18 protein-coding genes and 1 pseudogene are annotated in these 18981 nt (G+C 72.7%); 12 read left to right on the top strand and 7 right to left on the bottom strand.

Annotated elements, in window-relative coordinates; all coding sequences use genetic code 11:
• Positions 1–569: pseudogene (locus ABZV78_RS14395) on the top strand (amylo-alpha-1,6-glucosidase); the annotation flags it as partial.
• A 5-nt stretch (positions 570–574) separates the two neighbouring features.
• Here ABZV78_RS14395 and ABZV78_RS14390 read toward each other — a convergent pair.
• The 3 genes from ABZV78_RS14390 to ABZV78_RS14380 all read right to left on the bottom strand — a co-directional run bounded on the left by ABZV78_RS14390 (position 575) and on the right by ABZV78_RS14380 (position 3463).
• Entirely contained in the window at positions 575–1258 is a 684-nt protein-coding gene (locus ABZV78_RS14390) for a response regulator transcription factor (protein WP_355638620.1), read from the bottom strand.
• A 28-nt stretch (positions 1259–1286) separates the two neighbouring features.
• Positions 1287–2480: a sensor histidine kinase gene (locus ABZV78_RS14385; RefSeq protein ID WP_355638618.1), complete on the bottom strand. Its 1194-nt coding sequence runs from the start codon at positions 2478–2480 to the stop codon at positions 1287–1289.
• Positions 2481–2557: 77 nt separating this feature from the next.
• Positions 2558–3463: a PD-(D/E)XK nuclease family protein gene (locus ABZV78_RS14380; protein WP_355638616.1), complete on the bottom strand. Its 906-nt coding sequence runs from the start codon at positions 3461–3463 to the stop codon at positions 2558–2560.
• A gap of 165 nt (positions 3464–3628) precedes the next feature.
• Between ABZV78_RS14380 and ABZV78_RS14375 the strand changes: the two genes are divergently transcribed.
• The 3 genes from ABZV78_RS14375 to ABZV78_RS14365 all read left to right on the top strand — a co-directional run bounded on the left by ABZV78_RS14375 (position 3629) and on the right by ABZV78_RS14365 (position 6380).
• Positions 3629–4687, top strand: coding sequence for a M50 family metallopeptidase (locus ABZV78_RS14375; RefSeq protein ID WP_355638622.1), 1059 nt, complete (start codon positions 3629–3631; stop codon positions 4685–4687).
• The gene (locus ABZV78_RS14370; RefSeq protein WP_355638614.1) at positions 4684–5640 is read left to right on the top strand and encodes a tRNA (adenine-N1)-methyltransferase; all 957 of its coding nucleotides are present in this window, start codon (positions 4684–4686) and stop codon (positions 5638–5640) included. Before ABZV78_RS14375 ends, ABZV78_RS14370 begins: the two co-directional genes overlap by 4 nt.
• A 167-nt stretch (positions 5641–5807) precedes the next feature.
• Complete coding sequence (locus ABZV78_RS14365) at positions 5808–6380, top strand: hypothetical protein (RefSeq protein ID WP_355638612.1); 573 nt, start codon at positions 5808–5810, stop codon at positions 6378–6380.
• A 51-nt stretch (positions 6381–6431) separates the two neighbouring features.
• Here ABZV78_RS14365 and ABZV78_RS14360 read toward each other — a convergent pair whose 3' ends face one another.
• Positions 6432–6725 (bottom strand): ferredoxin, encoded by a 294-nt coding sequence (locus ABZV78_RS14360; RefSeq protein ID WP_355638610.1) that lies wholly within the window; start codon positions 6723–6725, stop codon positions 6432–6434.
• A gap of 177 nt (positions 6726–6902) precedes the next feature.
• Here ABZV78_RS14360 and arc point away from each other — a divergent pair, with 177 nt between their 5' ends.
• From arc to prcA, 6 genes are all read left to right on the top strand, one after another.
• Positions 6903–8684: a proteasome ATPase gene (arc, locus tag ABZV78_RS14355; RefSeq protein ID WP_355638608.1), complete on the top strand. Its 1782-nt coding sequence runs from the start codon at positions 6903–6905 to the stop codon at positions 8682–8684.
• Positions 8685–8864: 180 nt separating this feature from the next.
• Positions 8865–10382: a depupylase/deamidase Dop gene (gene dop, locus ABZV78_RS14350; RefSeq protein ID WP_355638606.1), complete on the top strand. Its 1518-nt coding sequence runs from the start codon at positions 8865–8867 to the stop codon at positions 10380–10382.
• 107 nt (positions 10383–10489) lie between these two features.
• Entirely contained in the window at positions 10490–10696 is a 207-nt protein-coding gene (locus ABZV78_RS14345) for a ubiquitin-like protein Pup (RefSeq protein WP_046562769.1), read from the top strand.
• Positions 10697–10881: 185 nt separating this feature from the next.
• The gene (locus tag ABZV78_RS14340; protein ID WP_355638604.1) at positions 10882–12030 is read left to right on the top strand and encodes a transposase; all 1149 of its coding nucleotides are present in this window, start codon (positions 10882–10884) and stop codon (positions 12028–12030) included.
• Positions 12031–12170: 140 nt separating this feature from the next.
• Complete coding sequence (prcB, locus tag ABZV78_RS14335) at positions 12171–13010, top strand: proteasome subunit beta (RefSeq protein WP_355638602.1); 840 nt, start codon at positions 12171–12173, stop codon at positions 13008–13010.
• A gap of 63 nt (positions 13011–13073) precedes the next feature.
• Positions 13074–13910: a proteasome subunit alpha gene (prcA, locus tag ABZV78_RS14330; RefSeq protein ID WP_355638601.1), complete on the top strand. Its 837-nt coding sequence runs from the start codon at positions 13074–13076 to the stop codon at positions 13908–13910.
• Between the two features lie 21 nt (positions 13911–13931).
• Here the strand turns inward: prcA and rfbB are convergent, their stop codons facing one another.
• Positions 13932–14909 carry a dTDP-glucose 4,6-dehydratase gene (gene rfbB / locus ABZV78_RS14325; RefSeq protein WP_355638600.1) on the bottom strand — a complete coding sequence of 326 codons (978 nt, stop codon included), beginning with the start codon at positions 14907–14909 and terminating at the stop codon, positions 13932–13934.
• Between the two features lie 118 nt (positions 14910–15027).
• On the opposite strand from rfbB, the gene pafA reads away from it, so the two are divergent.
• Entirely contained in the window at positions 15028–16386 is a 1359-nt protein-coding gene (pafA, locus tag ABZV78_RS14320) for a Pup--protein ligase (RefSeq protein ID WP_355638599.1), read from the top strand.
• Positions 16387–16448: 62 nt separating this feature from the next.
• Positions 16449–16670: a hypothetical protein gene (locus ABZV78_RS14315; RefSeq protein ID WP_355638597.1), complete on the top strand. Its 222-nt coding sequence runs from the start codon at positions 16449–16451 to the stop codon at positions 16668–16670.
• A gap of 88 nt (positions 16671–16758) precedes the next feature.
• On the opposite strand, the gene ABZV78_RS14310 is transcribed toward ABZV78_RS14315, so the two are convergent.
• The gene (locus ABZV78_RS14310; protein ID WP_355638595.1) at positions 16759–17844 is read right to left on the bottom strand and encodes a DUF3866 family protein; all 1086 of its coding nucleotides are present in this window, start codon (positions 17842–17844) and stop codon (positions 16759–16761) included.
• A gap of 58 nt (positions 17845–17902) precedes the next feature.
• The gene (locus ABZV78_RS14305; protein WP_355638593.1) at positions 17903–18910 is read right to left on the bottom strand and encodes a cation diffusion facilitator family transporter; all 1008 of its coding nucleotides are present in this window, start codon (positions 18908–18910) and stop codon (positions 17903–17905) included.
• Between the last annotated feature and the right edge of the window lie 71 nt (positions 18911–18981).

Here is an 18981-nt window from a genome sequence, read left to right as displayed (position 1 = left end):
TGCTGTGGAGCGGCATCGTCGAGGAACCCCGCGCGGCCAGGATCGCCGAACACCTGCTCGGCCCCCGACTCTTCTCCGGCTGGGGAGTACGCACCCTGGCCGACGGGGAAGGCCGCTACAACCCCCTGGGGTACCACGTCGGCACGGTCTGGCCCTCCGACAACTCCTTGATCGCCTGGGGGCTGCGCCGCTACGGCTTCACCCGTGAGTTGGGACGCATCGCCGAGGGGATCATCGAGGCGTCGCACCACTTCCAGGGCCGGCTGCCGGAGGCCTTCGGCGGCTTCGACCGCGGGTCGACCCGGGGCCCCGTCCCGTACCCGACGGCCAACAGTCCGCAGGCCGAAGCCACCGGAGCACCCCTGCTGCTGGTGCGCACTCTGCTCGGCCTCGAGCCGTACGGGGACGATCTGGTGGTCGAGCCGGCGCTGCCCGAGCGGTTCGGCCGCATCGAACTGCTCGACATCCCGGGGCGGTGGGGCCGGGTCGACGCCATCGGCAGCGTGGATCAGCGCGGCGCGCAGACGGACCGGCAGACCAGCCTGGCCACGTCGCCGCGCGACGCGTGACGAGATCACCGTTGCGGGCGGACAAGGCCGGTCTCGTACGCCAACACCACCGCCTGCACCCGGTCGCGCAGCCCCAGCTTGGTCAGCACGTGCCCGACGTGGGTCTTCACGGTGGTCTCGCTCACCGACAGCTCCCGGGCGATCTCGGCGTTGGACAACCCGCGCGCCACCTGCACGAGCACCTGCCGCTCCCGCTCGGTCAGCGCGTTCAACGCCTTCGGCGGGGTGGCCGCCGGATCGGGCAGCACGTCGGCGAAGCGGTCCAGCAGCCGGCGCAGGATCCGCGGCGCCACCACCGCCTCCCCGGCGGCCACCGTCCGGATCGCGGTGACCAGGTCCTCGGCCGGCACGTCCTTGGCCAGGAAGCCGCTGGCCCCGGCGCGCAGCGCACCGACCACGTACTCGTCCAGGTCGAAGGTGGTGAGGATGAGCACCCGCACCGGCAGCCGGGCGTCCACGATCGCCCGGGTGGCCGCCACCCCGTCCATCCGCGGCATCCGGATGTCCATCAGCACCACGTCCGGCAGCAACCGCCGGGACAGCTCCACCGCCTCCACCCCGTCGCCGGCCTCGGCCACGATGTCCAGGTCGTCCTCGGTGCCCAGCACCATCCGGAAGCCGGTACGCAGCAGCGGCTGGTCGTCGGCGAGCAGGATCCGCACCGGTCTGCCGGCGGTGCTGTCGGTCATCGGTCTCCCTCGTTCGGCCGGGCGCCGGTCACGCCGGGACCGCCCCGGCCGACTCCAGCGGGATCCGCGCGTACACCCGGAATCCGCCGCCCGGCCGGGGGCCGGTCCGCAGGACCCCACCGTAGAGGGCGACCCGCTCCCGCATGCCGACCAACCCGTGCCCGATCCGGTCGGCCGCCGGCGTCGGGCCGCGCCCGGTGTCGGTGACCTCCACCGCCAGGAAGCCGTCGGTCACGGTGAGCCGGACCAGCGCGGTGGCTCGGCCGGCGTGCTTGAGCGCGTTGGTCAGCGCCTCCTGCACGATCCGGTAGACGGTCAGCGCCACCCCGTCCTCCATCGGCCCGGGCGTGCCGTCGACCCGCAGCGTGACCGGCAGCCCGGCGTCGCGGACCTGCTCGACCAGGATCTCGATGCCGGTCAGCCCCGGCTGCGGGGTCAGCTCGGCGGCCGGTTCGGCGTCGGTGCGCAGCACGTCCAGCAGCCGGCGCAGCTCCCGCAGGGTCGCCCGGCCGGTCTCCTCGACCGTGGCCATCGCGTCGTCCGCCGCGTCCGGGTCCCGGCGCAGCACCCGGCGCGCCCCGGTGGCCAGCACACCCATCACGCTGACATGGTGGGCCACCACGTCGTGCAGTTCCCGGGCGATCCGGCGCCGCTCGTCGGCGACCGCCTGCTCGGCCAGCGACCGCTGGGTGGCCTCGGCGATCCGGGCCCGCTCGCGCAGCATCCGGGTGGACTGCCGGCGGGCCTGCACCGCCCGGCCCACCGCGTACGCCACCGAGCCGGTGAGCAGGTTGTTGAGCACCAGCACGCCGGGGCCCATGTCGAGCACCCCGTCCAGCGGCGCGACCACGTTCGCCAGCACCACCGGCACCCAGAGCAGCAGCGCGGCGAGGGCGGCCGGGCGCAGCGGCCGGTGCGCCGCCATGGTGTAGGTGAGCACCACGAAGGTCAGCCCCTGGGTGGTGGGCGCGATCTGGAACAGCACCGGCACGGCCAGCGTGGCCACCGCCGCGCCCATCGCCGGCCACGGGGCGAGGCGGCGGACCGCCACCGGGGCGGCGCAGAGCACACTCCAGCCCAGCGCCGCCCAGAGCTGCTCGGGCCGCAGCTCCCGCGGGGTCAGCAGCAGGAACGCCGCGTCCACCAGCGCCAGCGCGACGGCCGTTGCGGCGTCCACGGCCAGCGGCCGGTCCCGCGCCCACGCGCGCAGCCGGTTGGTCATGCTCCGACGCTATCCGCCGCCCGGCACCGGCCGGTCGTCGCAGATGCCGAACCCGGTCTCCTCCGCGAGGAGGAGGGTCACTCGTCCGCGCCGGGGGCGGCCGGGCGGGACCGGGCGTCGGTGAGCGGGTCGGCCGGGCCGGCCACCGGGAACGGCGGCGGGGTGCCGCCGAAGCTCGGGCAGAGCGCCTGGTGGCTGCACCAGTCGCACAGCCGGCTGGGCCGGGGGCGGAAGTCCTGCCGGACGGTGGCCTGCTCGATGGCCTGCCAGAGCGCCACCACCGTGCGCTCGAAGCGCAGCAGCTCATCGGCGTCGGGGGAGTAGTCGCACACCTCGGCGTCCTTGAGGTAGAGCAGCCGCAGCACCCGCGGCACCACCCCCCGGGTCCGCCACAGCACCAGGGCGTAGAACTTCAGCTGGAACAGCGCCCGCGCCTCGAACGCCTCGCGCGGGGCGCCGCCGGTCTTGTAGTCGACCACCCGCAGCGCGCCGTCGGGCGCCACGTCGAGCCGGTCGAGGTAGCCCCGGATGAGCAGCTCGTCGTCGACCACCGCGGAGATCAGCGCCTCCCGCTCGGCCGGCTCCAGCCGGCGCGGGTCCTCGACCGCGAAGTAGCCCTCCAGCAGCCCGGCGGCCGAGCGGAGGAACCCGTCGACCCCGGCCGTGTCGCCCTCGGCGAACAGTGCGGCCAGCTCGGGCTGCTCGGTGACCAGCCGGTCCCACTGCGGGGCGACCAGGTCGCCGGCCGCCTCCGGGGTGCGGGCCCCCGCCGGCAGGTCGAACAGCCGCTCCAGCACGGCGTGCACCAGCGTGCCCCGGACCTGCTCCACGGTCGGGCGCTCCGGCAGCCGGTCGATGCTGCGGAACCGGTAGAGCAGCGGGCAGGTCTTGAAGTCGGCCGCCCGCGACGGCGACAGCGACGCCCGCACCGTGGGTGGTGCGGTCGGGCCGTGCTGGGTGTCGATCACCGGTTCCGCCGTCATGCCCGGAAGGTTAGGGCACCGGTGTGACAGGGCGCCCGTCGCCGCACCGGAGCATGATCGGCGCCGCGTAGCATCGACCCGGTGGAGCAGCGGACCCGACCGTCGCGCCGGCCGGGGCTGACCCTCGGCCGGGTCTTCGGGGTGCCGCTGCGCGTCGACGCCTCGATGCTGCTGCTCACCGTGGTCGTCACCGTGCTCTACGCCGCGCTGGCCCGCCGCCAGCTCGACCTCGGCCACCTCGGCGGCTATCTGGTCGGCCTCGGCTTCGTGGTCTCCCTGCTCGGCTCGGTGCTCCTGCACGAGCTGGGGCACGCGCTGACCGCCCGGCGCTACGGCATCGGTGTGCGCGGGATCACCCTGGAGCTGCTCGGCGGCTACACCGAGATGGACCGGGACGCCCCCAGCCCCAAGGTCGACCTGCTGGTCTCCCTCGCCGGCCCGGCCGTCTCCGCGGTGCTCGGCGCCGGGGCGGTCGCCGCCACCCTGGCCCTGCCCGCCGGCACCCTCGCCCACCAGCTCGCCTTCCAGCTCGCGGTCAGCAACGTCGTGGTCGCCGTCTTCAACAGCCTGCCCGGGCTGCCCCTGGACGGGGGTCGGGCGCTGCGCGCCGCGGTCTGGGCGGTCACCCGGGACCGGCACCGGGGCACCGAGGTGGCCGGCTGGATCGGCCGGGCCGTGGCGCTCGCCACCGTGGCCCTGGTGGTGCTGCTCACCTTGCGCCGGGCGCTCGCCCCGCTCGCCCTGCCGCTGATGCTGCTGGTCGCGGTGACCCTGTGGCGCGGCGCCGGCCAGTCCATCCGGATGGCCCGGATCGGCCGCCGCCTGCCGCTGGTCGACCTGGCCCGGCTGGCCCGCCCGGTGCTGCCGGTGCCCACCGGCACCCCGCTGGCCGAGGCGCAGCGCCGCCGCGCCGAGGGGGCCACCCCCGACGCCGCGCTCACCGTGGTCGACGCCGCCGGCCGCCCGGTGGCCCTGGTCGACCCGGCCCGCGTCGCCGCCGTACCCGCGGAACGGCGGCCGTGGCTCGCGGTGGACGCGGTGGCCCGCGGCCTGGACAGCGTGCCCACGCTGCCGGTCGGCGCGGACGGCGAGCGGGTGCTGGAGACGGTGCGCACCCACCCGGGCGCGCAGTACGTCGTGACGGCAGGCGAAGATGTGGTCGGCGTCCTGCACATCGCGGATCTCGCCCAGCTCCTGGAACCCAAACGGAAGACGAACACGTGACCGCAGATACCTCCACCGTCCCGGCGCTGCCCCCGGTCCACCGGGGGCCGTTCCGACCCGGCGACCGGGTCCAGCTGACCGACCCGAAGGGCCGGATGCACACCGTGACGCTGGAGCCCGGCAAGGAGTTCCACACCCACCGCGGGATCCTCAAGCACGACACCCTGATCGGCCTCCCCGACGGCAGTGTGGTCACCACCGCCGGCGGCGGCACCGCGTTCCTGGCCCTGCGGCCGCTGTTGTCGGACTACGTGCTCTCCATGCCGCGCGGCGCCCAGGTGATCTACCCGAAGGACTCGGCGCAGATCGTCGCCATGGGCGACATCTTCCCCGGTGCGAAGGTCCTGGAGGCCGGCGCCGGCTCCGGCGCGCTCTCCTGCTCGCTGCTGCGGGCCGTCGGCACCGAGGGCGAGCTGCACTCGTTCGAGGTGCGCGACGACTTCGCCCAGATCGCCCGGCGCAACGTCGAGGCGTTCTTCAACGGCCCGCACCCCGCCTGGCGGCTGCACGTCGGGGACGTCGCCGAGTGCACCGAGACCGGTTTCGACCGGATCATCCTGGACATGCTCACCCCCTGGGAGATGCTCGACATGGTCGAGCGGGCGCTGGTTCCCGGCGGCGTGCTGATCGGCTACGTGGCCACCACGCCGCAGCTCTCCGAGCTGGTCGAGGCGCTGCGCGAGCGGGGCGGCTGGACCGAGCCGCGCGCCTGGGAGTCGCTGGTGCGGGACTGGCACGCCGAAGGGCTCGCGGTCCGGCCCGACCACCGCATGATCGCGCACACCGCCTTCCTGGTCTCCGCGCGCAAGCTCGCCCCCGGGGTCACCGCCCCGCCGCGGCGGCGCAAGCCCAGCAAGGGCGCCGAGGCGTACGCCCTGCGCCGGGACGCGCTGCGCGCGGCCGAGGCGGCCCGCCAGACGGCCGCCGGCGCCGAGGAGCCGGACCGGGCGTGACCCCGCCGCGTGGGCGGGTTGGAGCGGGCGGATCATGGGTCCCGGTGGGGACGACACCGAGCGGGTGGAGACGGTGGCATGAGCGAGCGGATCGGGGCACGCGGCGGGCGCCGCACCTGTCCCGGCGGTCCGGACCGGCGGCGGCGCGCGGGCCGGGAGGCGGCGGCATGAGCAGCCCCGGCTACGGCAACGGCGACCTGCCCGCCGTCTTCCCCGACTGGTCGCCCTACGCCGACCTGGAGTCGGCCGCCCGGGCCTACCTGCGCGACCCGGACATCGCCCTGGACGCCCTCGGCGGGGTGCTGCGCGGCGCCTCCGTGCTCGGCTTCACCCTGGAACGCTTCGTCAACGAGGTGAACGGGGTGTGGCAGGAGGTCGTCGTCTGCGACGGCAGCCGGCTGGTGCTCTGGCACGGCGAGGACGTCCCGCCGGGGGAGGGGCCACCCGGCTCGATGACCTCCTCGCTGCGGGTGGTGCCGGTCTCCACCGTCACCGAGGTCGGCTGCCGGCGGCGGCTCACCCGCGCCGACAACGGCGAGGTCCGGGTCGACAGCATCGACGTCTACCTGCTGCTCAGCTCGCTGGACGAGGCGCCGCCCAGCGACGAGATGGCCGGCGCGCCCCGGCACGACGCGCTGCGCTTCGGCAAGACCCTCGACGACGGCGGCGCCGGACAGATCGCCCGGCTGGAGGAGTTCGCCCGGCTGGTCGCCTCCGTCGTCGGCCGCCCCCTGCTCTAGAGACGCCGGGGGCCGGGGACCATGCGTCCCCGGCCCGCCGCGTGCGTCAGGTCAGTCCTCCGCCTCCGGGCCGGCCACCTCGGCGCCGTCGCTGGCGCGCACCACGTGGATGCACTCGCCCGGGCACTCCTTCGCCGAGTCGATCACTTCGAGGCGCAGGTGCTCCGGCACGTCCACCCGGGCGCCCGGGGTCAGCCGCAGCTCGCCGTCGGGCCCCTTGACGTACGCCAGGCCGTCGACGTCGAACTCGAAGACCTCCGGCGCGTACTGGACGCACAGCCCGTCACCCGTGCACAGGTCCTGGTCGACCCAGACCTGCAGCTGGTCCGTCGCGACGTCGGTCACGAAGCACCCCCCATGTTCTCCCGTCCCACGCTCCGACGGTACCCGAACGCCCGTACCCGCCCGTCGACCAGCCCTTGGCGATCAAGCTTCGGTGACGAGCGCGTTGCGGAGGACCGAATCGGGCTCATAGCGGCTAGTGTTAGCTCAGAACGTTCAAGCCCCCCGGGGAGGTGGGACGTGGCACGCAGCGACGACGCGGACTCGCGCGCCGCACGGTGGGAGAAGGAGGCCCACGATCTCTCCACGCAGGTTGCGTTCCTTCAAGAGGAACTCGCCCTGGTGCGGCGCAAGTTGACCGAAAGCCCCCGACACGTCCGGCAGCTCGAGGAGCGGCTGGCGGCCACCCAGGCACAGTTGGCGCGGCTGACCGAGAACAACGAACGGCTCGTGAGCACCCTCAAGGAGGCTCGCGCGCAGATCGTGACGCTCAAGGAGGAGATCGACCGCCTCGCCCAGCCGCCGAGTGGCTACGGCGTCTTCCTGGCGAAGCACGACGACGGCACGGTGGACGTCTTCACCGGTGGCCGCAAGCTCCGGGTTGCCGTCTCGCCCTCGCTGGAGGTCGACGAGCTGCGGCGCGGCCAGGAGGTCCTGCTCAACGACGCGCTCAACATCGTCGACGCGTTCGGCTACGAGCGGGTCGGCGAGGTCGTGATGCTCAAGGAGATCCTCGCGGGTCCCGACGGCGCGCCGGGTGACCGGGCGCTGGTCGTCTCGCACTCCGACGAGGAGCGGATCGTGCACCTCGCCGAGACCCTGATCGGTTCGCCGATCCGGGCCGGCGACTCGCTCATGATCGAGCCCCGCTCGGCGTACGCGTACGAGCGGATCCCGAAGAGCGAGGTCGAGGAGCTCGTCCTGGAGGAGGTGCCCGACGTCGACTACACCGACATCGGCGGCCTCCACTCCCAGATCGAGCAGATCCGCGACGCGGTCGAGCTGCCCTTCCTGCACGCCGACCTGTTCCGCGAGCACCAGCTCCGGCCGCCGAAGGGCATCCTGCTCTACGGCCCGCCCGGCTGCGGCAAGACGCTGATCGCCAAGGCGGTGGCCAACTCCCTGGCCAAGAAGATCGCCGAACGGCGGGGCGAGGAGAAGCACACCAGCTTCTTCCTCAACATCAAGGGCCCCGAGCTGCTCAACAAGTACGTCGGCGAGACCGAGCGGCACATCCGGCTGATCTTCCAGCGGGCGCGGGAGAAGGCCGGCGAGGGCACCCCGGTGATCGTGTTCTTCGACGAGATGGACTCCGTCTTCCGCACCCGCGGCTCCGGCGTCTCCTCCGACGTCGAGAACACCATCGTCCCGCAGCTGCTCAGCGAGATCGACGGCGTGGAGGGCCTGGAGAACGTCATCGTCATCGGCGCCTCCAACCGGGAAGACATGATCGACCCGGCGATCCTGCGCCCCGGCCGGCTCGACGTGAAGATCAAGATCGAGCGGCCGGACGCCGAGGCGGCCAAGGACATCTTCTCCAAGTACATCCTCTCCGGCCTGCCGCTGCACGCGGACGACCTGGCCGAGCACGGCGGCGACTCGCAGGCCACCGTGGCGGCGATGATCGACGCGGTCGTGCTGCGGATGTACTCGGAGACCGAGGAGAACCGCTTCCTCGAGGTCACCTACGCCAACGGTGACAAGGAAGTCCTCTACTTCAAGGACTTCAACTCCGGCGCGATGATCCAGAACATCGTCGACCGGGGCAAGAAGATGGCCATCAAGGAGTTCCTCACCTCCGGGCGCAAGGGGTTGCGGCTCCAGCACCTCCTCGACGCCTGCGTCGACGAGTTCCGCGAGAACGAGGACCTGCCCAACACCACCAACCCCGACGACTGGGCCCGCATCTCCGGCAAGAAGGGCGAGCGGATCGTCTACATCCGCACGCTCGTCTCCGGCGGCAAGGGCGCCGAGGCCGGCCGGTCCATCGAGACCGCCAGCAACACCGGCCAGTACCTGTAGCCAGACGGCACGACGGAGGCCCGCTGCGCACCGCGCCGCGGGCCTCCGCGCGTCCGCGTCCGGCGCCGCCGTGCGCCGCCACACCGCCACGCCCCGGGCCGCCACGCCCCCATCCCGCGTGACGGCGACTACGCTCGACGTGACGGGGGACCGGGACGGGCGAGCGGAGCGGGCAGGTCGATGAGCGTCAGACGGATCATGGGCACCGAGGTCGAGTACGGCATCTCCGTGCCCGGCCAGGCCGGGGCCAACCCGATGGTCACCTCCTCGCAGGTGGTCAACGCCTACGGGGCACGACCGGAACTCAACCGGGGCGGCCGGGCCCGCTGGGACTACGAGGAGGAGTCGCCGCTGCGCGACGCCCGCGGCTTCACCTACTCCGGGGCGGCCTACGACCCGGCCGAGGCGCTCGCCGACGAGGACCTCGGGCTGGCCAACGTCATACTCACCAACGGCGCCCGGCTCTACGTCGACCACGCCCACCCGGAATACTCCACGCCCGAGGTGACCAACCCCCTCGACGTGGTGCGCTGGGACAAGGCCGGGGAGCGGGTGATGGCCGAGGCGTCCAAGCGGGCCGCCACCATCCCGGGCACCCACCCGATCCACCTCTACAAGAACAACACCGACAACAAGGGCGCCAGCTACGGCTCCCACGAGAACTACCTGATGCGGCGGCAGACCCCGTTCGCCGACATCGTGGCGTACCTGACGCCGTTCTTCGTCACCCGGCAGATCGTCTGCGGCGCCGGCCGGGTCGGCATCGGCCAGGACGGCGGCCAGAGCGGCTTCCAGATCTCCCAGCGCGCCGACTTCTTCGAGGTCGAGGTGGGGCTGGAGACCACCCTGAAGCGGCCCATCATCAACACCCGCGACGAGCCGCACGCGGACGCCGACAAGTACCGCCGGCTGCACGTCATCATCGGCGACGCCAACCTCTCCGAGATCTCCACCTACCTGAAGGTCGGCACCACCGCGCTGATCCTCACCATGATCGAGGAGAAGGCGCTCGGCCCCGACCTGGGCATCGCCGACCCGGTCAGCGAGCTGCGCGCGGTCAGCCACGACCCGGGGCTCAAGCACCTGATGCGGCTGCGCGACGGCCGCAAGCTGACCGCCCTGGACGTGCAGTGGGCGTACCTGGAGCGGGTCCGGTCCTTCGTGGACGACCGCTACGGCAGCGACGTGGACGCGCAGACCGCCGACGTCCTCGACCGCTGGGAGAGCGTGCTGGACCGGCTCGGCCGGGACGCCTTCCTCTGCGCCGACGAGCTGGACTGGGTGGCCAAGCTGCGGCTGCTGGAGGGCTACCGGGAGCGGGAGAAGCTCGGCTGGGGCTCGCACAAGCTCCAGCTGGTCGACCTTCAATACTCCGACGTGCGGCCGGAGAAGGGCCTCTACCACCGCCTGGTGCAGCGGGGCTCGATGAAGACCCTGCTGACCGACGAGCAGACCCGCTCGGCCATGACCGAGCCGCCGGAGGACACCCGGGCCTACTTCCGGGGTCGCTGCCTCGCCCAGTACGCCTCGGAGGTGGTCGCCGCGAGCTGGGACTCGGTCATCTTCGACGTGGGCCGGGAGTCGCTGGTCCGGGTGCCGATGATGGAGCCCGAGCGGGGCACCCGCACGCACGTCGGGCAGCTCTTCGACCGCTGCGAGAGCGCCAAGGACCTGCTGGAGATGCTGACCGGCGGCTGAGCCGGATGCCGGAAGGCCCGTCCCGTGCCGGAACCCGGCGCGCGACGGGCTTTTCGTCGTCTGCGCGAGGTAAGTTGATCGCAGGCGATCGTGGAGGAGGGCACACCATGGCGACCCAAGAAGGCGGGCAGACCCAGTCCGGCAAGTCGCACGAGGAGGTCGAGGAGGTCACCGCGCAGGCCAACCCCGAGGTTGCCGAGCGGCACGCCGAGATCACCGAGGACGTCGACGACCTGCTCGACGAGATCGACTCCGTCCTGGAGGAGAACGCAGAAGAGTTCGTGAGGGGGTACGTGCAGAAAGGGGGCGAATAGGCTGAATGTCCGGCTTGGTGTGAGTTGAGTATGCCCGCCTGTAGCGCCGCCGGCGACGAACGAGCCTTGACGTTTCTGGTCTCGATCTAGTCCTGGATTACGTCGAGGGGACGCTGCGCCGGACGACCCGGCGACGCGCGGCTGTGACCATAGTTGGCCGACGGGCAGCGAGGTAGGGTGTCGACGTGAAGATCGTCGTCCAGGTTCGGCTGTACCCGGACGCCGTCCAGGAGGCGGCGCTTTCCTCGACGCTGGAGTTGTGTAACGACGGCGCGAACCTCGCCTCGGTTGAGGCGTTCCAGCGGCGGATTTTCGCGAAGCGGGAGCTCCAGCGACTCACTTATGGCCGGTTGAAGGCGCTGGGTCTGTCTGCTCAGCCCGCGATCCAGGTTTCTCGTAAGGTCGCTGGCGCATACGCCACCCTGAGGGCCAACATCCGGGCCGGCAACCTTGGCAAGCCCGGGTCGAAGCGTCGCGTCAGAGCCGAGTCGAAGCCGATCCAGTTTCGGCGCGACGCTGCGCAGCCGTTCGACGACCGCTGCCTGTCCTGGCAGCTTGCCGAGCGCACCGTGTCGATCTGGTCAGTAAATGGCCGGTTGATGCGAGTGCGGTTCGGGTGCTCCCCGCAGCAATACATAACCCTCGTGGCCCACCGACGGGGCGAGTCGGACCTTGTGCACCGTGACGGCAAGTGGTTTCTGTACGCCACCTGCGACATTGGTGATGTCGAAGTCAAGGAGCCTGACGGGTTTCTGGGCGTGGACCTGGGTATCGCGAACATCGCCACCGTCAACGACGGAACTCGGCACTGCGGTAAGAAGTTGAGCCGGGTCAGGCACCGCAACCAGCGGCTGCGAACCAAGCTTCAGCGTATAGGTACCAAGTCGGCCAAGCGGTTGTTGAAGGCTCGCCGACGGAAGGAGGCACGGTTCGCGGCCGACACCAACCACTGCATCGCCAAGCAGATCGTGACCGAGGCCGAACGCACCGGCTGCGGGATTGCCCTGGAAGACCTTACGGGCATCCGCGACCGGGTACGGCTCCGACGGCCCCAGCGGGTCACACTGCACTCGTGGGCGTTCGACCAGCTCGACCGTTTGATCGCCTACAAGGCGGCGCGGGCCGGGATCGGGGTCGTCCACGTTGATCCGGCGTACACCTCGCAGGCTTGCTCCTCCTGCGGGCATATCGCGAAGGCCAACCGCCCCAACCAATCCACCTTCCGGTGCACGTCGTGCGGTTTCGCTGAGCACGCCGACGTGAACGCAGCCCGCAACATCGCTGCTCGCGGTGTCGCGGACTGGGCAGCCGCCAGCCTGCCGAACGCGGCGTGACCCGTGCAGCCAGCACGAAATCCACAGCCGCAAGCTCGACCCTTCAGGGTTGAGAAGCTGACCTGCAACGGTGGTCCTGGCCAGTTCTGCGAGAATGCTCCGAGGCTGGCCAGGGCGATCAATTACCTGAGAGGAACCACGTGGCAGCGGGCTTCGATCCATCCGGGCGTCTACCAGATGCGTTCACCAACGCGGGGACGTCCTCCTTCACAGCGTTCCTGAGCAAGGTGGCCCCCGAGATGCTGCCCGGTCGTCGGCCGCTGCCGCCCGGCATGGCCGCCGACATGGCGCCGCACGCGACGACCATCGTGGCCATCTCGGCCAGCGGTGGCGTGGTGATGGCCGGCGACCGGCGCGCCACGATGGGCAACCTGATCGCCCAGCGGGACATCGAGAAGGTGCACCCGGCCGACGCGTACTCGCTGGTCGGCATCGCGGGCACCGCGGGCATCGGCATCGAGCTGATGCGACTGTTCCAGGTGGAGCTGGAGCACTACGAGAAGATCGAGGGCGCGATGCTCTCGCTCGACGGCAAGGCCAACCGGCTGGCCTCGATGATCCGCGGCAACCTGGGCGCCGCCATGCAGGGCCTCGCCGTGATCCCCCTCTTCGCCGGATTCGACCTGGCCGCCGCCGACCCGGCCCGGGCCGGGCGGATCTTCAGCTTCGACGTGACCGGCGGTCCCTACGAGGAGACCGGCTATGACGCCATCGGCTCCGGTTCGCTGTTCGCCAAGTCCGCGCTGAAGAAGCGGTTCCGGGCGGGCCTGTCGATCGACGACGCGACCCGGCTGGCCGTCGAGGCGCTCTACGACGCGGCCGACGACGACACCGCGACCGGTGGCCCGGACCTGACCCGCCGGATCTACCCGGTGGTGATGACCGCGACGGCCGAGGGCACCCACCGGCTCACCGACGCCGAGACCGCGGCGATCGCGGAGAGCGTGGTGTCCGGCCGGATGGAGAACCCGGGCGGCTGACCCCGCTCCCACCGCACCTGAGTCAGCAGTCCGCAGCACAGCGCCCGAAGGAGAACCGCCGCCGTGGCCATGCAGTTCTACGCCTCGCCCGAGCAGATCATGCGCGACCGCTCCGAGCTGGCCCGCAAGGGCATCGCCCGGGGCCGCAGCGCGGTCGTCCTGAGCTACGAGGGCGGGGTGCTCTTCGTCGCGGAGAACCTGTCCAGCACCCTGCACAAGGTCAGTGAGATCTACGACCGGATCGGCTTCGCCGCGGTGGGCCGCTACAACGAGTTCGAGAACCTGCGCCGGGCCGGGGTGCGGATGGCCGACCTCAACGGCCTGAGCTACGACCGCCGGGACGTGACCGGGCTGGGCCTGGCGAACGCGTTCGCGCAGACGCTGGGCGCGATCTTCACCGAGCAGTCGAAGCCGTTCGAGGTGGAGATCTGCGTGGCCGAGGTGGGCGCCACCCCGGAGGACGACTCGCTCTACCGGCTGACCTACGACGGGTCGGTCAACGACGAGCCGGGCCGGATGGCGATGGGTGGTCAGGCCGAGGCGATCACCGGGGTGCTGAAGAACGAGCACCGGCCGGAGATGTCGCTGTCGGAGGCGGTCCGGGCGGCGGTCAAGGCGCTGAGCAGCGTCGGCGGCGAGGGCGGGGCGGCCCGCACGATCGCCGCCAACCAGCTGGAGGTGGCGGTCCTGGACCGGCGCCGGGTGGGCCGGAAGTTCCGGCGGATCACCGGCGCGGCGCTGACCGCTCTGCTGGACGGCGAGGCGGGCGCGGACACCGCGCCGGCGCCGGGGCGGGCGAAGACCCCGACGGTGCCGACCGAGGAGGCGAAGAAGCCGACCACGTCGGCGGGCTCGGCCGACCTGGAGGGCCAGCCGCAGGAGGAGCAGCCCGGCGAGTGACGCGGCCCCCGCGGTCGCGCCTCAGCGGTGCGGCTTGAGCGGCGTCCACCAGGCGCGGTTGTCCCGGTACCAGTCGACGGTCGCGGCCAGCCCGGCGTCGAGGTCGACCGTCGGGGTCCAGCCCAGCTCGCGGCGGGTGGTGGTGGTGTCGAGGGCGTACCGGCGGTCGTGGCCCTTGCGGTCGGCGACCGGCCGGACCCGCTCCCAGCCGGCGCCGCAGGCGGCGAGCAGCCGGCCGGTGAGGTCGCGGTTGGTGAGTTCGGCGCCGCCGCCGAGGTGGTAGATCCCGCCGGCGCGGCCGCGCGCCTGGGCCAGCGCGACGCCGTGGCAGTGGTCGTCGACGTGCAGCCAGTCCCGGACGTTGCCGCCGTCGCCGTAGAGGGGCACGTCGTGCCCGTCGAGCAGGTTGGTGACGAACAGCGGGATGATCTTCTCGGGGTACTGGTAGGGCCCGTAGGTGTTGGCGCCGCGGGTGACCACCACGTCGAGGCCGTGGGTGCGGTGGTAGGCCAGCGCCAGCAGGTCGCCGGCGGCCTTGCTGGCCGAGTACGGGGAGCTGGGGTCGAGCGGGGCCTGCTCGGTCCAGGCGCCGGTGGCGATGGAGCCGTACACCTCGTCGGTGGAGACCTGGACGAAGCGGCGCACGCCGTGGCGCAGGGCCGCGTCGAGCAGGGTCTGGGTGCCCACCACGTTGGTGGTGACGAAGTCGGCGGCGGCGGTGATGGAGCGGTCCACGTGCGACTCGGCGGCGAAGTGCACGACGACGTCGTGGCCGGCGACGGTGGCGTCGACCAGGGCGGCGTCGCGGATGTCGCCGCGGACGACCCGCAGCCTCGGGTCGGCGCGGACCGGGTCCAGGGCGCCCTCGGTGGCGGCGTAGGTCCAGGCGTCGAGCACGGTGACGGTGTCCGCGGGGAGGTCCGGCTCGGCGCCGGTGAGCAGCCGCCGGACGTACGCGGACCCGATGAAGCCGGCGCCGCCGGTGACGAGGATCCTCACGGCTGGGACCGTACCCGGCGCTGGGATGTGCGAACGCGGGGAATGCCGGGCGCGGTGCGGATGAGACCGCTGGGTTGAGCGCTGCCCATCTGGGGCCCCGGGCGGCTAATGTCACATCATGGAGCGGCGAATCTTCGGCCTCGAAACCGAGTACGGCGTCACCTGCACCTATCGCGGGCAACGCCGACTGTCCCCCGACGAGGTCGCGCGGTACCTGTTCCGGCGGGTGGTGTCGTGGGGCCGGTCGAGCAACGTGTTCCTGCGCAACGGAGCCCGCCTCTACCTCGACGTGGGCTCGCACCCGGAGTACGCGACGCCGGAGTGCGACTCGGTGACCGACCTGGTGGCCCACGACCGGGCGGGGGAGCGGATCCTGGAGGGGCTGCTCGTCGACGCGGAGAAGCGGCTGCACGACGAGGGCATCGCGGGCGAGATCTACCTGTTCAAGAACAACACCGACTCGGCCGGCAACTCGTACGGCTGCCACGAGAACTACCTGGTGTCCCGGCACGGCGAGTTCGGCCGGCTGGCCGACGTGCTGATCCCGTTCCTGGTCACCCGGCAGTTGATCTGCGGTGCCGGCAAGGTGCTCCAGACGCCGCGCGGCGCGGTCTACTGCCTGTCCCAGCGGGCCGAGCACATCTGGGAGGGCGTCTCCTCGGCGACCACCCGGAGCCGGCCGATCATCAACACCCGGGACGAGCCGCACGCCGACGCCGAGCGCTACCGGCGGCTGCACGTGATCGTCGGCGACTCGAACATGAACGAGGTCACCACGCTGCTGAAGGTCGGCACGGCCGACATCGTGCTGCGGATGATCGAGGCCGGGGTGGTGATGCGGGACCTGTCGCTGGAGAACCCGATCCGGGCGATCCGCGAGGTGTCGCACGACATCACGGGCCGGCGGAAGGTGCGGCTGGCCTCCGGCAAGGAGGTCTCGGCGCTGGAGATCCAGCAGGAATACCTGGCGAAGGCGACGGAGTTCGTGGAGCGCCGGGGCGGGGACCAGACCGCCAAGCGGGTGGTGGAACTGTGGGGTCGGGTGCTGCGGGCGGTGGAGACCGGTGACCTGGACCCGGTGGCCCGGGAGATCGACTGGGTGACGAAGCTGCGGCTGATCGAGCGTTACCAGCGCAAGCACGACCTGCCGCTGTCGCACCCGCGGGTGGCGCAGATGGACCTGGCCTACCACGACCTGCGGCGCGGCCGGGGCCTCTATGGGCTGCTGGAGCGGCGCGGCGAGGTGGACCGGGTGGCCACCGACCCGGAGATCTTCGAGGCGAAGGAGACCCCGCCGCAGACCACCCGGGCGCGGCTGCGCGGCGAGTTCATCCGGCACGCCCAGGAGAAGCGGCGCGACTTCACCGTGGACTGGGTGCACCTGAAGCTGAACGACCAGGCGCAGCGCACGGTGCTGTGCAAGGACCCGTTCCGGGCGTACGACGAGCGGGTGGAGCGGCTCATCGCGAGCATGTGACGCGGGTGGGCGGCCGGTGCCGCGGGCGCCGGCCGCCGGCCCACGGGTACGCTGGCGTCGCCATGGACACTTCCGAACCTTCCGGCCGCTCCGGCGGCGAGACGCGCCCCGGCCGCGACAGCGGGACCGAGAAGCTCAACTGGCTCGACCGGCGCCGAGAGAAGATCCGGGCCGAGGTCGAGCGCAACCGCCGCGGCGAGTACACCGTGCCGACCTGGGTGCTGGCCGCGGCGCTGGTGTTGATCGTGGGCGCCTGGCTGGCGCTGATCCTCCTGGCCGGCTGACCGCCGCAACCGCAGCGGGGGAGTTGCGCACCGCCCCGGCGGGTTACACCCGGGCCGCCGCGCACGGCTACAGGGCGCGCTGACCTCCTCAGCCGAGCAGGCGGGCCGCGTGCCGGCCGGCGGCGGCCGCGGCAAGGAAGTAGACGTGGTCGCCGTCGAGCCCGCGTCCCATCGTCGACAGGCCGACCGGGCTCGCCCGCAGCGCCGCGTCCAGGCCGTCGGTGGGCACGGTGACGATCCGGTGCCGCGCCGCGAGCGGGGCCAGCGCCGCCGCGACCTCGGCAGCGAGGGCCGGATCGAGGCCGTCCGGCACGACCAGCTCCGCGGGGGCCAGGGCGACCCGGCCGTACGCGGTGAGGCTGTGGTGGGAGACGCCGCGGTGCCGGGGGCGGGGGTCGGCGTCGGAGACGCGCAGCGAGCCGACCGGCCGCCCGCCCAGCGTGGCCACCGCGTTGACCGCCTCGCCGACGGCCACCCCGGAGAAGCCCCAGCGGGTGCCGGTGCCGAGGTTGCCGGGGCCCTGGGCGACGATCGCGACGTCGGCGCCGAGCACGTGCCGCGCGGCGAGCAGGCCGCTGTGCAGGGTGCTGGCCTCCAGGTCACCGCCGAACGCCTGGCCCACGCTGACCGTGCCGGCGAGGTGGCCGGCGAGCCCGGCGAGGGTGCGGGAGAACCAGGCCGGCAACGCCCCGCCGTCGGTGAGCAGGTAGGCCACCCGGGCGTCCGGGGCGTCGGCGTGGACGCCGGCCAGGATCGCCGGCAGCGCGGAGTGCAGGTCGGCGGTGACCACCGGCATCCCGTCGACGGACTCGGCGGCGGCCAGCCGCTCGTGGTGCGGGGAGGCCTCCTCGTCCACGCCGAGCAGGATCGGCTGCAGCGGGGTGTAGCGGGCCTTGACGAGGTGCCCGGCGGCGCGGGTGTCGGCGGCCTGCGGCGGGTCGGCGGGCAGCCGGTCGGGCAGGGCGACGACGAGGGCGTACCCGCCGGTGCCGAGGCCCATCAGCAGCGCGCCGGCGTTGAGCAGCACCCGGTCGCCGGGCTCCGGGTCGCCGACCAGCGCCGGGTAGGCCAGGGCGCGCATCCGGTCGCCGTCGGGCAGGTCGACGTCGAGTTCCACGGCGCCGGCCCACCGCCGCCGTACCGCCGTGACCGTGCCGGACCGCCATCGCACCATGCCGGCACGCTATCGGCCGGCGACGGGCCGGGGTGCGGCCGGGTCGGCGGCCCGCCGGTCAGGGCACCCCGCCCGGCTCCTGGTCCACCGCCCGCTCGTCCTCGTCCTGGGTGGTCCGGGCCCGGTGCCCGTCGCGGCCGCGCCTCGACCGGGTCGGGTCGAGGAAGACGTACCCGATCTCCGGGAACCTGTCGGTGAGCCGCCGCTCGGCCTCGTCGGCGGCGGCCTCGATGTCGGCGCCGGTGGCGTCGTCCTGGAAGTCGACCTTGGCGGCGACCAGGATCTCCTCGGGTCCGAGGAACATGGTCATGAGGGTGTCGACGCGGTCCACGGCGGGCAGCCCGGCCAGCTCGTGCTCGATCTGGCGGTGCACCCGGTCGGACACCGCCCGGCCGACCAGCAGCGAGATGTTGCTGCGGGCCAGGATGCCGGCGACCACCAGCAGCAGCGCGCCGATGAGGATCGAGGCGACGCCGTCGTAGAGCTCGTCGCCGGTGAGGTGCGACAGCGTGAGGCCGGCGGCGGCGAGCAGCAGGCCGATCAGGGCGGCGGTGTCCTCCAGGAAGACCGCCTTGACGGTGGTGTCGGCGGTCAGCCGCAGGTAGCGGCGCGGGGTGGCCCGCCAGCGCCGGGACTCCCTGCGGACCTGCCGGACCGCCCGGGCCAGCGACACCGACTCGATGGCGAAGGAGATCGCCAGGACTATGTACGAGGTCAGGTAGTTGCCGGTGTGCTCGTGCACGAGGATCGTGGTGACGCCGTGGGTGATGGCGAAGCCGGCGCCGACCACGAAGGTGAACAGCGCGGCGAGGAACGCCCAGACGTAGCTCTCCTTGCCGTACCCGAAGGGGTGCCGGGTGTCGGCGGGCCGCGCCCCGCGGCGCAGCGCCAGGTAGAGCAGCACCTCGGTGGTGGTGTCGGCCACCGAGTGGGCGGCCTCGGAGAGCATCGCCGCGGAACCGGAGATCAGGCCCGCGACCAGCTTGGCGACCGCGATGGCGAGGTTCGCCGCGCCGGCCACCACGACCGTGCCGACGCTCTCGCTCTTGACTTCCGCCTCCGCCATGCGCTCACCCTATGGCCGCCGTCGGCCGGCCGCCCGAGCGACGCGGGCCCCGGACGGTGTGGCGGGGATCG

The organism is Micromonospora sp. NPDC004540 (genome assembly GCF_040610095.1).
Classification (GTDB): domain Bacteria; phylum Actinomycetota; class Actinomycetes; order Mycobacteriales; family Micromonosporaceae; genus Micromonospora.
The sequence above is the reverse complement of the archived record's forward strand: the minus strand, read 5'-3'. Positions and strand labels throughout refer to the sequence as shown.